This window comes from Oceanobacillus sojae, assembly GCF_007991515.1.
Classification (GTDB): Bacteria; Bacillota; Bacilli; order Bacillales; family Amphibacillaceae; genus Oceanobacillus; species Oceanobacillus sojae.
This window is the reverse complement of sequence record NZ_BJYM01000011.1, coordinates 88,251-102,609: the sequence shown is the minus strand read 5'-3', so window position 1 is coordinate 102,609 and position 14,359 is coordinate 88,251. Positions and strand designations below refer to the sequence as shown.

Below are 14,359 nucleotides of genomic sequence, written 5' to 3'. Positions count from 1 at the left end.
TTAGTCCACCTCAGTAACAAATGAATCTCTCACGCGATGCCAAAAAGGAAATTGTCTGAATCGTGCAAAGCGTATTTTATCCTTTGCCACACGGCATTGAATCGATTTGACTTCATGATAATTTTTCGTAAAATGGTCGATTTGAATTAAGAAAGAATTATCTACCATCGGTTTTAAAAAACATGTATGGTGTTTAGGCAAGACTAATGGTGAACCGATAGTACGGAAAACACGATTATTGATCGAAGCATTTTCCGTTATTTGAATTGCTTCTAAGGATGGATGAATAATCGCCCCTCCTAACGCCTTATTATAAGCTGTACTTCCAGAAGGCGTGGATATACAAATTCCGTCGCCGCGAAATGTTTCGAAATGTTCACCTTTCAATTCCACATCTAAAACAACAGATGATCCATCTGCTGTTTTAATCATTGCTTCATTTAAAGCAAGATGCCTGTCTTCCTTTTTACCTAAATCATCCCGAATGATTACTTCCATCAATGGATATTCTACAGTTTGAAATGGAGTTCTAGCAATCTCAATCAAGAGCTTCTCCACTTCATCCTGCGTCCAATCCGTATAAAATCCTAAATGTCCGGTATGAACCCCGATAAAAGCTGTTTCCTTTAAACGATGAGTGTAACGGTGGAAGGCTTCTAAAAAGGTCCCGTCGCCGCCAACTGAAATGGCTAAATCGGGCTCTTCTTTATCATATTCCAATCCAAAAGACTCCAAATATTGCCGCATCATGGTTTTTATTTTATTTGATCGCTTGTCTCCTCTAGAAACAATTTTAAACTTCATTATATCTTCCCATCCTTTATCTATGATTTACGATGAAAAACACGTTGGGCTTCATGGATTTCGCTTCTGATTTTAGACATTTCTTCATCTAATTTAAAAGCAGCTTCGGCAGCTTTTTGCAAACGTAACTTAACCTCTGAAGGTAATTTCCCCTCATATTTGTAATTTAAGGAATGCTCATTGGTTGCCCAAAAATTCATCGCAAGTGTACGTATTTGAATTTCAGCTAAAACCATAATTTGACCTCTGACCGTTTCAACTGGATATTCGATAATCATATGATAAGATCTATAACCGCTGTCTTTTTTATGAAAAACATAATCTTTTTCTTCAATAATTTGAAAATCACTGCGTTTTCGCAGCATCTCAACGATAGGATAGATATCATCAACAAATTGACAAACAACTCTTATCCCTGCTATATCCTGTAATTTATCTAAATTCTCAAGAGGAATCTGCCTTTCCCGTGCCTTTTCAATAATGCTTGGTATCGGCTTTACCCTTCCTGTTACAAATTCAATTGGTGAATTGCTGGATTCTCTTTCGTATTCAGAACGAATCCCTTTTAACTTTACCTTTAATTCTTCTACTGCCTGTTTATAAGGCGCTAAAGTTTTTCCCCAGTCCATCGAACCACCCTATATGTAAACTAATATAATCCTCTTTATTTTATCACAGAGTAGCATTAGTACAAAGGAAAGAGGAAATTAAAAAAATACTGTCTATATTACAACCTGTTTCCCAGAAAATACAAGCTGCTATTTTCTATAGATATAGCCGTCGTTTCTCTGTCCGTTATACAACATTGACTATTGTATAGAGGTTTTCTTTTTCCAGCCGTGTCATTTAAACTGTTTGTTAAGCCTACTCTCATAGTTATTTTTTGCAATGCTTCTCAATACAAGCCATAATAGAGATAATCTAATTTTAGAACTGGAGATTTATGAATGAGCCAAGAAGTAGAAATTGAATTTAAGAACCTGTTAACTATCCAGGAATATAATCTATTAGCCGAGGATTTATTCTCACAGGCGGAAATGATAGAGCAGACAAATTATTACTTTGAAACAGATTCCCTTGATTTAAAAGCAAACCGGTCTGCATTACGAATACGTAAAAAGAACGAAACATATACTTTAACATTAAAAGAACCTCATCCAGACGGATTATTAGAGACACATGACACACTGTCAGAAAAAGAATTTCTGTCATGGACTTCTGGGAGACCAACAGAAGCTCCGAATGTAGCAGAACAGTTGAGACAGCTATCTGTCAATTTGTCATCCCTAAATTATGCAGGAAGAATGACTACCTTCCGAAAAGAAATACCTTATCAGGATACATTAATTGTTTTAGATAAAAGTATTTATTTAGATACAGAGGATGCTGAACTGGAATTAGAAGCAGCTTCAAAACACTATGGAGAAAAGGTTTTTAACAGCTTATTAGCAAACTATCATATTCCTGTCCGGAAGACGCCTGCTAAAATAGCACGTTTTTTTCACCAAAAACAGAAAAATTCTTTGTAAAATGAGATCATTTATAAACCGGTATTTATTCTCAGTAAACAACAATTATTATGTATCTATTGTAATAACTAATAAAACTTAATCTATCTGTTACGGTACAGATTATTTGATGAAGTGAATCCATATTGCTACAATACTATTACAAGGAGCACTAATTATGAAACAATTTAAAAGAGAAACTGTATATAATGGAATTGGCGGTTATGAAAAGATGGAGGAGATAGTGGAAACATTCTATGGATATGTTAAGCAAAACCCTGTTCTGATACCACTATTTCCAGAAGACTTAACAGAAACAAAGCATAAACAGAAATTATTTCTCACACAATTTTTTGGCGGCCCCAGGCTCTATGAAGAAGAACGGGGACACCCTATGTTAAGAAGACGGCACCTTCCTTTTCCAATAACACCAAGTGCCAGAGATGCCTGGTTAGCTTGTATGAATCAGTCACTAGTAGAAAATAAAGTAGAAGAACCATATTTTACGGAAATGATTGAGCGTTTGACATTGACCGCCAATCATATGATGAACACCCCTGAATCTTAGAAAGGAGCATTCAAAATGAATGGGAATCAACAAGAACTATCATCTTCTAATCAAACAGACCCTACTTTTAACTACATGAAATATGTGCAAAAACCGATTGAAATGTATGTTTTTATTGATCCATTATGTTCTGAATGCTGGGCACTGGAGCCTTATCTAAAAAAATTGTATGTTGAATACGGACGTTTTTTTACGATAAAGCATGTAATCAGTGGACAATTGACTGCATTAAATCCAAATGGATTAAATAAAATCAAACAAAAAAAACCATCTCGATTAGCTCCTTTTTCAACCAGCTACGAGGATCTTGATTATCCCTGGGTTCCTGCTCTTGCTATTAAAGCTGCTGAATTACAAGGTAAAAAGGCCGGAAAACAATTTATCCGAAAAATTCAGGAGACTTTGTTTTTTGATAAACAGAATATCTGTAATGAAGAAATTCTATTAAAATGTGCAGCGGGTGCAGCCTTAGATTTAGAAGAGTTTCATAGGGATCTATTCTCTGAAACTTCCAAACGTGCATTACAATGTGACTTGAAGCTCGCATGTGAAATGGAAGTAGATTATACACCTACCATTGTTTTATTTAACCAGGAAGTGGAAGAGGATGGTGTGAAGCTTTCCGGTCTTTATCCATACGATATATATGAATTTGTCTTAAAAGAAATTTTACAGCGCACACCAATCCCATCTGTGAAACCTCCTTTAATTAACTATCTGAAGCTGCAGCAGACAGTAGGGACCAGAGAAGTGTCTGTTATCTATGACTGGTCTATTGACCAGACAGAAAAAGAACTGAAAAAACTGCAATTCCAGCAAATTATTGAAAGGATACCTGAAAAAAATGAATCGTATTGGAGATATCTCGGAACGGTGTAAATGGTGATACAGGCAGATTTAACAGACCTGTTAAATGCACTTTTTATCTTCTAATACTATAAATAAAACCTGATCCGGATGAAGAAGCCAGGATTAGGTTTTATTTATATAGTGCAAAAAAAGATACACGGGGCAGCGTGTATCTTTTTTTTCCGTCTTTGTATAATTACAAAGGGGGGATGGGAGAAAGTTTCATGATCAAACAAAAGGGGTATTTGTTTGTAATCAACTTACAATTATATTTTAGCAAGTTCCTTTTCAAATTTCAATAACTATGTTCATCTTTTCACAAAATATTCACTTCTAAGATAACAACTCGGACATATAATTCAATACTAAGAAGCAAAAGCCATTTTTAATAAAGGAGGATTTTTTATGCGACGCAATTATTTTCCTCTCTTATTCGTATTATTAGTTATTCTTGCCTTTTTCTTCAATTTATTAGGATTTATGAATATGGTCCCGATTTATATAACGCTCCCTTTATTACTCGCATCTATTTATTGTATGCTTTCTTCCATTGCTTATCAAAACACAAAAGGATATCGGCGATAAGATTAAAAATGAAATCAACTATATATCAAACGGCCAGGCAACCTTCATAGCTCATCTGGCCGTTTGATTTTCTTTGTTTTTCTTACGAAGCTATTCGTAAAAACTTTTTATTTCAACAACAGACAATCTTTTACTTATCCAGCAGTTCTTCCATTTCCGTCAGCTTTTCTTCAAAGACATCCAGAGCATCTAAAATAGCTTGTTTATGCGTCATATCTACACCAGCTTTTTTCAATACATCAATAGGGTCTTCACTGCTTCCTGATTTCAAGAAACCTAAATAACGATCTACAGCCCCTTCTTCACCATCTAGGATCTGTTTCGATAATGCAGTGGCTGCAGAATATCCTGTTGCATATTGATATACATAATAATTCATGTAAAAATGCGGAATACGTGCCCATTCCAAGCCAATCTTCTCGTCACTTACAACATCTTCACCATAATACTTTTTGTTTAAATCATAATAAACTTCTGTCAGCCTATCTGCAGTTAAGGCTTCACCATTTTGAGCCAATACATGAATATCATGTTCAAACTCAGCAAACATGGTCTGACGAAATACAGTTCCACGGAAGCCTTCTAAAAAGTGATTTAGAATATACAGCTTTTCTTTTTCATCATCAAGATGCTTTAATAAATAATCGTTTAATAAGGCTTCGTTTGTTGTAGAAGCAACCTCTGCCACAAAGATAGAATAATTCCCATAGCGGAACGGCTGATTCTTTCTGGAATAGTAGCTGTGTACGGAATGCCCAAGCTCATGAGCCAGCGTAAATGTATTGTTCACATCATCCTGCCAATTCAAAAGAATATATGGATTCGTTCCATATGTTCCGGACGAATATGCACCACTGCGCTTCCCTTTATTTTCTTCGACATCAATCCATCGTTTACCAAAAGCTTCTTCTAAAATATCTGCATAGTCCTCACCCAAAGGTTTGAGACCTTCCTGCACATATTTTTTAGCTTCATCATAAGTAACAGGCATTTTCACATCTTTGACCAACGGTGTGTATAAATCATACATATGCAGCTCATCTACACCAAGAATTTTCTTTCTTAATTTTGTATAACGGTGTAATAAAGGTAATTTTTCATGAACTGCTTCAATTAAATTATCATACACTTCTTCAGGAATATGATTATTATCTAAAGCTGCCTGACGTGCACTTTCATAATTTCGAACTTTCGCATTGAAATTATGTGATTTTACTTCTCCACTCAATGTGGAAGCAAATGTATTTTTAAATGAGCCGTACGTGTCATACATTGCATTGAAGGCCTGCTCACGCACATTCCGATCGGATGATTCTAAAAAGGTAGAGTATCTGCCATGTGTCAGTTCTACTTCTTCTCCATCTTCATTTGTAATAGACGGGAAGGTCAAATCTGCATTATTCAGCATACTGAATGTTTGTGATATTGCTCCAATTGGTTCGTCCGCTTCTGCAAGTAGTACCTCTTCCTTCTCACTCAACACATGCGGGCGGCTGCGGTTAATATCATCCAATACCTTTTTATAATTTTGGAGCTCTTTATTTTCTTCTATAAACTGCTTGAGCTGTTCTTCCGGTATTTCCAGAATTTCTGGTACAAGAAAACTAAATTGGCTGGATGCAGCAGTCAGCAGATTTTCTGCTTGTGCATTTAAGCCCTGATAATAAGAATTTGTTGTATCCTGGTCTGTACGCAAATGTCCATAAACATACAGCTTACCTAGACGCTCTGATAACTCATCCTGCAGCTTAAATGCTTCTAATAGCGTATCCGAGGAGGTGTTTAATTTTCCTTTATACGCTGCCAATTTTGAAATATCATTTTTCAAGCTTTGGAATTCTTCTTTCCACTTTTCGTCTGTTTCAAAAATATCCTCCAGACGCCAGGTTAATTCTTCAGGTATTTCATCACGCTTTGGTAATTGCTTTGTTGCTTTTGCCATACGGTTATTGCCTCCCTTTTTACAAATGAACAGTATTTTCAGTATTTGACTCGTCTCAGGATGCTAATTTAAAAAGTTATACTGTTTTTATTCTTCTTATTTAGTATAACGAAATAAGTGGTAATCATGCTCGTATTTTGCTTTTTTTTCCGTGAAAAACTGTTTAAAAAAGGATTGATCTCCCAAAAAGGCTTGTTCTTGAGAGGAATAGTAAATGATTTCCTGGTTTGTTCGAAGAATCGTGGAGGATTGTATTTCAATATAACCTGATTGTTGCAGCTGACTAAGGTAAACCCCGAGCGCATCTGAAAAATCTGAGTTTTCTTTGCTGTAAAATGAGTAAAGTACGTTTTTCAGCACAGCTATATCAATCCTATCACCTGCTTTTAAATCCGCTATACAGCAAACATATAGTTCTGTTTGCCATTTATAGTATGGGACAGCAGTTGAAGCCTGATACGGAAGAGGCAAAAAACAAATACTCGGTAAATGCTGAAAGATATAGCCCTTCTCATACAACCACCTGCGCAGTTTAAATGTTTCTCCATAGAAACCTTCCACTTTTGTACGCTGGCGATACAGCTCTTTCGCCCAAACTGCAGCAAAACTGCCAGGCATTTTTGCTTTTTGAAAAAGATGTTTAAAATGAAGCTTGTGAAGAGGGTATACCAGCTGCTTTGCAAAAAGCTTTGAGGTTTGAAGCGGATATAAATGATGAAGAACGGCTATTTCTGATATAAAGGGATCATAAAAGAATAATTGAGGATATTTCTTTTGAGGTGAAAAACGGATAAATGTATCTAAAAATTGATTAGTCCGAAACGTATACGCTCCTTTTTGTTTTAAATATTTCGCTCCAAGAATCCAAATTGACTCAATGCCTAATGATTTATAGCCTTGCATCCGGCTTAAAATTACTTCCTGCGATATTTTAGAGCATTGAAATTCTACAGCTATTTTCTTCCCGCCAACGTTGAGAAAAATATCAGCTCTTTGGCAAATTTCCGGGAAATATACTTCTAATTCTACCTGCATATTAAACCGGTTTAACCAATTAAATAATTGCTGCTTCCCTTTTTCATGATAAGGACCTTCCCCGCCTCCCGAAAGCAGACATTCTGTATGTGGCAAATGGGCAAAATGAGCTGCTACTCTTTCACCAGACCTGATAATCACTCTCTCCTTACATGCGGGGCAATAAAATAAATCTTTTTCTTGTTTCCATTCTGCAATTTCCTTCTGTGAATGCTGAAACAGCAGAATAGATTCTTCTTTTTTGTTCATAGCCCGTTGCAAATTTTACCACCTCCAGTACTATGTATTTCGACAGCATCCCTTCTTTTCCTGCTAAAATAGAAAAGAATTTATTTTTGCTGCAGCATAGTCTGTGTAGTAGCGTGTTTTTCTCTTCAATATGTATGCTGGAAGATGTTAATAAAAAAGATTCCATAAAAAAAACCTACAACAAATCGTTTCATATGATTTCTTGTAGGCCTCATATTATACGTCTTTAGGAAAATACTGACGAATCTGTTCAAACGCATCACTTTCCATAATTCTCTTTCCATACTCTTCAAGCAAATGAACAGAAATTGATGAATCTGTTGCAAATTCGAGTACTTGACTGATGACATCTTCCTGACGATGCTCATCTAATACATCATAGGAAAATTCGATATATAAATAGTATTTGTCATTGTAGGAATATAAAGTTTCTTCTCCAAAATCACTTACATTCTGCAGCTGGTGACTAAGCTGAATCATATTCTCAAATTCTTCAAATTCTACAATAATCCACAAATTTTCTTCCATCAAATCATCCGTCTTCTCGTCTTCATCTTCGTCTTCCTTTTTGCTATCCCCAAACTTCTCATCTAAAATATTTTCAAGCTGATCGTCTACTGGTAAATCAATATTTCCATCCTCTGTTTCCAGCTCTAGATGTTCGCCGTTTTTAGAGACTTTTGCTTTTGTAACAATAATTTCAAGTCCTTTTTCCATAGCTTGAACTTGTATCCAAAGCGGCCCGTCAGGATTAAAATCTTCACGATAATTTACTTCATCCATCATCTGCCAAAATAATTGCTCGCTTCTTTCACGATTGTACCAAATTTCTTCTTTTTCAAAACCGAGTTCTTCTATATCAACATAAGAAATATAAAATTTGATGGTGTTTTCATTAATTCTTTCTATCTCCACAGTAAGCTCCCCCTTGTCATTAAGATAGAATCATCTCCTGCATGTTCATCTTACACAATGCCTGAGCCGACAGCATGTAATCAATATTTATATAATAGATGTACCCAAACCAATATAATCCTAATCATGAATTCCTTTTATCATATTGTATGCAAAAATGCAATCCACAAGAAATGAATATGCCTAGTTATCATTAATTTTCTGAAAAAACAGTTGATGTTCCCTGATTATTTCCTGCTAAATATCATTGTGTTTACACTTTTTATTTAGTTAGTTATTCTAACGTATTTCAGATGTTTTGTCATTTATCAGGGCTTTTTCATTAGAAAAAAGTTTTTTGTTTTCTGCTAAAAAGAATTGTTGTGTCGGAAAGCTTGTCCTATTACAGCCTTCGGGATATTTGCATTTCAGGTGCAGGCGTCTAAAAGAGAGGCTCCCTAAAAAAACTCTCTCTTCCAGTCTACAATCATAAGTAAAGGCACAGAAAAAAATCTGCGCCTTTACTTATTTATTTATTTTTTTATTATTAATTAACCATTCGTTGTGCTTCACGCAATTGGAATGTTCTAACTGTCCTTGGTAAGAAACGACGAATTTCATCTTCGTTATAACCAACCTGCAGCCTTTTTTCATCTAAAATAATAGGACGGCGTAATAAGCCGGGATTTTCTTGAATTAAATTAAATAAATCTTTCATAGGCAGCTGATCAATATTTACATTCAACTTTTGAAAAACCTTCGACCTTGTTGAAATAATCTCATCTGTTCCATCCTCAGTCATACGCAATATCTCTTTAATTTCATCAAGAGATAAAGGCTCAGAAAAGATATTACGTTCTGTAAAAGGAATATTATGCTCTTCCAGCCATGCTTTTGCTTTTCTACATGAAGTACAGCTTGGTGAGGTATAAAGTGTTACCATAAAACTTCACTCCTCAATCTATTTTATATTTTCGGCAATCCTACCTGACTTTATTAAATAATAATAAGTCTAATCTATATGTACTTATTATACACCAAATATCTAATAAAAGGTAGGGGGTGCGATAAAATGATTTATTTTATTTATCCTACCGCTTCTCACATTTTTAAGATTCCCTTATCCAATTGATAATAAACCCATATTTATAAATAAATTTCATCTGAATAGCTCATCCAATAAAGTTAGCCTGCCCAATCTCCCTTCATACCAATACTTATCCTTATTTTAACATTTCTCAATTGAAAACGCTTTATAGAAATCATCTCAAAAAAACACTTGCTTTTTTAATAAAAGGACATTATGATAATTAACATAACTTTTGATGTTAGGTTTCTTGACATATATTTTTAAAAGGGGGATATTCATTGAAAAAAGTAGAAGCAATTATACGCCCAGAGAAATTTCAAGATTTACGGGAAAGATTAGCATCTATCGGGTTTGACGGCCTGACGGTTACAGAGGTAGCAGGAACAGGCAAGCAAAAAGGAAAGGTTGGTGTATACCGTTCTACAGAATTCGAGGTCACCTTACTCTCTAAGCTGAAGGTGGAATTAGTTGTTTCTGAAGAAAGAGTAGATGATATTGTCGGCCACATTATCGATGCTTGCAAAACAAATCAAATTGGCGACGGAAAAATTTTCATACATCCAATTGAGCAGGTAATTCGAATTCGCACTGGAGAAAGCGGGACAAAAGCAATTTATTAAATTTCAGGAGGAATCCCTATGTTCAGGAAAACATTTATATCAGCAATCTTATTATTTTTATTTACCACGCCAGTATATGCAGCTGCACCAACTGTAGAATCATTAGAGCTATCCATTAATCTTGTGTGGGTAATGCTGGGAGCCTTTTTAGTTTTCTTTATGCATGCTGGCTTTGCGATGGTTGAATCAGGTTTTACCCGTTCTAAAAATACATTGAATATTTTAATGAAGAACTTTTTAACTATTTGTATTGCTTCTATTCTCTTTTTTGCAGCCGGATATGGAATTATGTTTGGTTCCTCAGCAGGCTCAATTATTGGAACAGATGGTTTCTTCTTAACTGGTGTGAATGATATCGGCTTCTTCGTATTCCAGGCTATGTTTGTTGCAACCTCAGCAACGATTATGTCTGGTGCAGTTGCTGAACGAATTAAGTTAGGCAGCTATGCACTTATCGTTGTTGCAGTAACTCTATTTATCTACCCTATAGTCGGACACTGGATTTGGCAAGGAGACGGCTGGTTAACCACTCTAGGATTCAGTGATTTCGCCGGTTCTACAGTAGTTCATTTAACTGGAGCAATCGCAGCATTAATGGTTGTATTAATTCTTGGTCCAAGAATCGGAAAGTACAACGGTAAAAAAGTAAATGTTATTCCGGGACACAACTTACCTTTAGGGGCACTCGGAGTATTTATTCTATGGTTAGGATGGTTTGGGTTCAACGGAGGCAGCACATTGGCAGCTGATCCATCTCTTGTTCCCAGTGTTATTGCAACAACTTTATTATCTACTTCTGCTGCATTAGTATCTTCTTCTTTCTACACAAAATTACGTTTTAAAAAGGTAGATGCATCTTTATCAATGAATGGTGTTTTAGGTGGACTCGTAGGTATTACTGCTGGAGCAGCAGAAATTTCACTAGGCGGATCTATTATCGTGGGTCTCGTCTCTGGTATTTTACTCGTGGAAGCCATTCGCTTTATTGATACCAGACTACGCGTCGATGATCCGGTCGGAGCTATCGCAGTCCATGGTGCCTGCGGAATTTGGGGTACACTAGCTATCGGATTTTTCTCTGTCGATACAGGTTTATTTTACGGAAATGGATTTAACCAGTTAGGAATCCAAGCAATCGGGATATTAGCAGTAATTATTTGGGTATCTATAACAGTTGGCGGTTTTACTTATCTGCTAAACAAAGTCTCTCCTATTCGTGTTTCTGCTGAAGAAGAAAAAGCCGGACTGGATTTTGCTGAACATGGTTCCAGCGCTTATAATTTTAAGGATAGCTATCTGGAAGGAACTTCAAGCACCAAAGCCCCACTCGCTCTGGCCGATCGTCTTAATCACTCTGGACCATCTTTGGAAAGCCCGACAAAACCATAAATACTAAAAAAGCTGTAGAACAGATTTTTCTACAGCTTTTTTAATTAAAATAAAAGACATCATCTCCCCAGGAATGATATTCTTTTTAAAATATACACTTTTCATTTACGTTTAATTAGATTTTTTCCGTTTTTGCATACCAGCTAAAAGATTATCTGATTTTTCATCCTCATTGTAACGCAATACCTCTTCAGAAGGCTGATATTTTTTCCCGTAAATTTCTTTGTCTTTATATGTATGAATATCTTCATACATTTTTTTCATTTGACCATAAATCACTTCTTCTGAATCATCCTGCGGTGACCAATATAAAATCTCCATTGGTGTTTCTTCATTTGTTGCCAATGACCTGCGGTTATAGCCGATAGATCTTGCATGATGAAAACCTTCCCGGGAATAAAATTTTAATCTTTTTTCCGTATCTGTATCATCATAATCAATTGGCTCCACTTCCAAAATAATTGCCTTATTTTTTTCCTTGAGTTTATTCATCAATTGATGACCGATACCTTGTCCACGCGTGTTCGATGACACCCAGAGGTAATCGATAAAAATAAACGTATCAAATTCTGCATACATCAATACATGCTTTGGGCTTTCATCTTTAAAATAAACATCACCCTTTTCTTCCAGCAATAACTCCATATGCTTCTTAGATTTCATTTCTTCTACTGGAAAATAATCGTTCAGCTTTTCATACCAATTCATTCAGGTTGCTCCTTTTCGATTATTGTCGTTTTATTATAACCGATATCATTTTAATTGTGAAATGATACCGGGGCAGAAGGGTGGAACAAAGACTTCCAGGTAAAAATAACAAAAGGGAATAACTGCGGGCAGTACAATAAGATTAATGATTCAGAGTAATAAAAGAGCCACAGAATAAGGATCTGCGGCTCTTTTATTACTCTTCTTTACCAATTAAATAGTCTACATTCTCTGTATAATTATTACCTGCATTCCATAATAAATACTCATCAATACCATTCTCATACAATGCTTTAATTTGCGCTTCTACTTCCTCTTTTCCGTACTGGAATGTCGGTCCGCTGTATAGCCAGGGAGCACTGAAATCCTGCAGCCAAGGGCGTGATACTGGCGGCTCTTCTAAAGCACCCAATACTTCGTTTTCAACTTTGGAGTATTCATCGACAAGGGCATATGGTTCTTCATCCGGATTAGAAATTCCAAAATAAGAATCCCAATGGCTTGGATAAATCATAGATGAAATAATATCCACATTCTCTGAGATTTTCGAGAAGTTTTGACCAATTCCCGGTGTTTCCTCAATCGTTGCTGCGTATCCAAAAATATCAACAGATACATCAACATCGTAATCGCTTAGTTCTTCACGGGCGTAAGCAACAAAATCAGTCACTGCTTCAACACGCTTTTGAATATTATCCATATCTAAATCTGCATAATCCCCCATGGAATATTCCAATTCTTCATCCCTTTCTTCAAAACCTTCCGGGAAACGGACATAGTCAAATTGAATTTCTTTAAAGCCCATTTCTGCTGCCATTTTAGCAATCTCTACATTATACTCCCAGACTTCTTTTTCAAATGGATTGACAAAAGCGTCCCCTTTATTATTCTTCCATACTTCTCCGTTTTCTTTATAGGATAGATCAGGACGGGCTTCAGCTAAAATATTATCTTTAAAAACAACGATACGCGCAATTGGATAGATCTCTTCCTGCTCCAACCGTTCCATCATTGCATCAGGATCAGAAATAAATGTTGTTCCTATATCTTCATATACTGACCCTTCTTCAGGAGCAAAAGTGATATGTCCGTAATCCTCTTTCACATCAATTACCATTGAATTTAAATCTGTAGAGGATACCAAATCTATTAAACTTTCCATCTTTTCTCCACCAGCAGAATTTCCAGTTACATAGATTCCCCGTACTGCATCTGGATATGTAAAGTTATAATCAGATGTAATGACGAAGCGGCTAAACCGTTGAGACAGATCAATTTCTGTTAAGCCGGTCGTTCGCTCTTTATGCGATTTTGCTTCAACATCCACACCATCCTCTGCATGAACTACATTTGCTTGTCCCAGCCCAGTAAATGCCGCACCAGCAACAGCAAAACTTACTAACAAGCTCTTCCATTTCCTCATCCAATCAATCTCCTACATATGTATTTTATTATTAGTATAAAGGAATGATAGTATTTTTTAAAAGGAAAACTCGAAAAAAGTGGAAAAAAGTTTTATTTTAAAATAGGACCTAACATTTTGTCATTTTCCAAATACTTGCATAGGCTGCTTGCAATTTGTCAAAAATAAATTTATAATAAACTTAATTTAATATTAGAAGCATTGAAGAAGTTATAGTGTGTGTTTAAAAAGTCCGATAAATAGGATCAAGAAGTTCAAGGCGACTAACTTTTTACGAACGGAGCGTATGCTTTATAATACGTGAGTAACGCTTTTGGTGGGGCGGGTAATCGCAAATGTTTTCGATGGGACGAGTAATCGCAGTCCCAGTCCCATTGGAAAAAGTTAATCAACATAGAAATTCCCCGTGTCATCTTTATTGGATTTTTTGAACATCCTCTTATAGTACATCTTTCCCGCTGATTTTTAGAGAGCTTGTGGTGCTGGAAACAAGTATCAAGGTTAGATGGAATTGGGCTTTGGAGCTTTGTTTTAACAATGAAGTGATTCTATTTATAGAATAATCAGGGTGGCAACGCGGTTCATTCGTCCCTATTTTTGGGAATGAGTGGGCTTTTTTTATTGCCTGGGAAATACTTAAACCAATCCCGGCTTATATCAAGTAAAGGAAACTGCTTCTTTGAAAAATGCTCCAG

14 protein-coding genes are annotated in these 14,359 nt (G+C 35.9%); 6 read left to right on the top strand and 8 right to left on the bottom strand.

Annotation, left to right across the window (positions count from 1 at the left end; translation table 11 throughout):
* Both OSO01_RS13610 and yjbM read right to left on the bottom strand, forming a co-directional pair.
* Positions 1-804, bottom strand: coding sequence for an NAD kinase (locus OSO01_RS13610; protein WP_147210988.1), 804 nt, complete (start codon positions 802-804; stop codon positions 1-3).
* A gap of 20 nt (positions 805-824) precedes the next feature.
* Entirely contained in the window at positions 825-1,433 is a 609-nt protein-coding gene (yjbM, locus tag OSO01_RS13605; protein ID WP_147210987.1) for a GTP diphosphokinase, read from the bottom strand.
* 318 nt (positions 1,434-1,751) lie between these two features.
* Here yjbM and OSO01_RS13600 point away from each other — a divergent pair, with 318 nt between their 5' ends.
* From OSO01_RS13600 to OSO01_RS13585, 4 genes are all read left to right on the top strand, one after another.
* Entirely contained in the window at positions 1,752-2,333 is a 582-nt protein-coding gene (locus OSO01_RS13600; RefSeq protein ID WP_147210986.1) for a CYTH domain-containing protein, read from the top strand.
* Positions 2,334-2,490: 157 nt separating this feature from the next.
* Complete coding sequence (locus OSO01_RS13595; RefSeq protein ID WP_147210985.1) at positions 2,491-2,880, top strand: globin domain-containing protein; 390 nt, start codon at positions 2,491-2,493, stop codon at positions 2,878-2,880.
* Positions 2,881-2,895: 15 nt separating this feature from the next.
* Positions 2,896-3,759: a ClpXP adapter SpxH family protein gene (locus tag OSO01_RS13590; protein WP_147210984.1), complete on the top strand. Its 864-nt coding sequence runs from the start codon at positions 2,896-2,898 to the stop codon at positions 3,757-3,759.
* A gap of 375 nt (positions 3,760-4,134) precedes the next feature.
* Positions 4,135-4,314 carry a hypothetical protein gene (locus OSO01_RS13585; RefSeq protein WP_077600936.1) on the top strand — a complete coding sequence of 60 codons (180 nt, stop codon included), beginning with the start codon at positions 4,135-4,137 and terminating at the stop codon, positions 4,312-4,314.
* A gap of 130 nt (positions 4,315-4,444) precedes the next feature.
* Here OSO01_RS13585 and pepF read toward each other — a convergent pair whose 3' ends face one another.
* The 4 genes from pepF to spxA all read right to left on the bottom strand — a co-directional run bounded on the left by pepF (position 4,445) and on the right by spxA (position 9,377).
* Positions 4,445-6,256: an oligoendopeptidase F gene (gene pepF, locus OSO01_RS13580; RefSeq protein ID WP_147210983.1), complete on the bottom strand. Its 1,812-nt coding sequence runs from the start codon at positions 6,254-6,256 to the stop codon at positions 4,445-4,447.
* A 96-nt stretch (positions 6,257-6,352) separates the two neighbouring features.
* A complete protein-coding gene (locus OSO01_RS13575) occupies positions 6,353-7,552 on the bottom strand; it encodes a competence protein CoiA family protein (RefSeq protein WP_147210982.1) in 1,200 nt (399 codons plus the stop codon).
* Between the two features lie 204 nt (positions 7,553-7,756).
* A complete protein-coding gene (mecA, locus tag OSO01_RS13570) occupies positions 7,757-8,455 on the bottom strand; it encodes an adaptor protein MecA (protein WP_147210981.1) in 699 nt (232 codons plus the stop codon).
* A gap of 526 nt (positions 8,456-8,981) precedes the next feature.
* Positions 8,982-9,377, bottom strand: coding sequence for a transcriptional regulator SpxA (gene spxA, locus OSO01_RS13565; RefSeq protein WP_077600932.1), 396 nt, complete (start codon positions 9,375-9,377; stop codon positions 8,982-8,984).
* A gap of 425 nt (positions 9,378-9,802) precedes the next feature.
* Here spxA and OSO01_RS13560 point away from each other — a divergent pair, with 425 nt between their 5' ends.
* A complete protein-coding gene (locus tag OSO01_RS13560; protein ID WP_147210980.1) occupies positions 9,803-10,144 on the top strand; it encodes a P-II family nitrogen regulator in 342 nt (113 codons plus the stop codon).
* A gap of 18 nt (positions 10,145-10,162) precedes the next feature.
* On the top strand, positions 10,163-11,533 hold the full coding sequence (locus OSO01_RS13555) for an ammonium transporter (RefSeq protein ID WP_147210979.1): 1,371 nt from the start codon (positions 10,163-10,165) through the stop codon (positions 11,531-11,533).
* Positions 11,534-11,644: 111 nt separating this feature from the next.
* Here OSO01_RS13555 and OSO01_RS13550 read toward each other — a convergent pair whose 3' ends face one another.
* Both OSO01_RS13550 and OSO01_RS13545 read right to left on the bottom strand, forming a co-directional pair.
* On the bottom strand, positions 11,645-12,241 hold the full coding sequence (locus OSO01_RS13550; protein WP_147210978.1) for a GNAT family N-acetyltransferase: 597 nt from the start codon (positions 12,239-12,241) through the stop codon (positions 11,645-11,647).
* Positions 12,242-12,437: 196 nt separating this feature from the next.
* Complete coding sequence (locus tag OSO01_RS13545) at positions 12,438-13,664, bottom strand: putative glycoside hydrolase (protein ID WP_147210977.1); 1,227 nt, start codon at positions 13,662-13,664, stop codon at positions 12,438-12,440.
* Between the last annotated feature and the right edge of the window lie 695 nt (positions 13,665-14,359).

What these genes read in the sequence shown, in the direction of transcription:
- OSO01_RS13610 (WP_147210988.1), bottom strand. Translation starts at nt 804, where the DNA reads ATGAAGTTTAAAATTGTTTCTAGAGGAGACAAGCGATCAAATAAAATA.
- yjbM (WP_147210987.1), bottom strand. Translation starts at nt 1,433, where the DNA reads ATGGACTGGGGAAAAACTTTAGCGCCTTATAAACAGGCAGTAGAAGAA.
- OSO01_RS13600 (WP_147210986.1), top strand. Translation starts at nt 1,752, where the DNA reads ATGAGCCAAGAAGTAGAAATTGAATTTAAGAACCTGTTAACTATCCAG.
- OSO01_RS13595 (WP_147210985.1), top strand. Translation starts at nt 2,491, where the DNA reads ATGAAACAATTTAAAAGAGAAACTGTATATAATGGAATTGGCGGTTAT.
- OSO01_RS13590 (WP_147210984.1), top strand. Translation starts at nt 2,896, where the DNA reads ATGAATGGGAATCAACAAGAACTATCATCTTCTAATCAAACAGACCCT.
- OSO01_RS13585 (WP_077600936.1), top strand. Translation starts at nt 4,135, where the DNA reads ATGCGACGCAATTATTTTCCTCTCTTATTCGTATTATTAGTTATTCTT.
- pepF (WP_147210983.1), bottom strand. Translation starts at nt 6,256, where the DNA reads ATGGCAAAAGCAACAAAGCAATTACCAAAGCGTGATGAAATACCTGAA.
- spxA (WP_077600932.1), bottom strand. Translation starts at nt 9,377, where the DNA reads ATGGTAACACTTTATACCTCACCAAGCTGTACTTCATGTAGAAAAGCA.
- OSO01_RS13555 (WP_147210979.1), top strand. Translation starts at nt 10,163, where the DNA reads ATGTTCAGGAAAACATTTATATCAGCAATCTTATTATTTTTATTTACC.
- OSO01_RS13550 (WP_147210978.1), bottom strand. Translation starts at nt 12,241, where the DNA reads ATGAATTGGTATGAAAAGCTGAACGATTATTTTCCAGTAGAAGAAATG.
- OSO01_RS13545 (WP_147210977.1), bottom strand. Translation starts at nt 13,664, where the DNA reads ATGAGGAAATGGAAGAGCTTGTTAGTAAGTTTTGCTGTTGCTGGTGCG.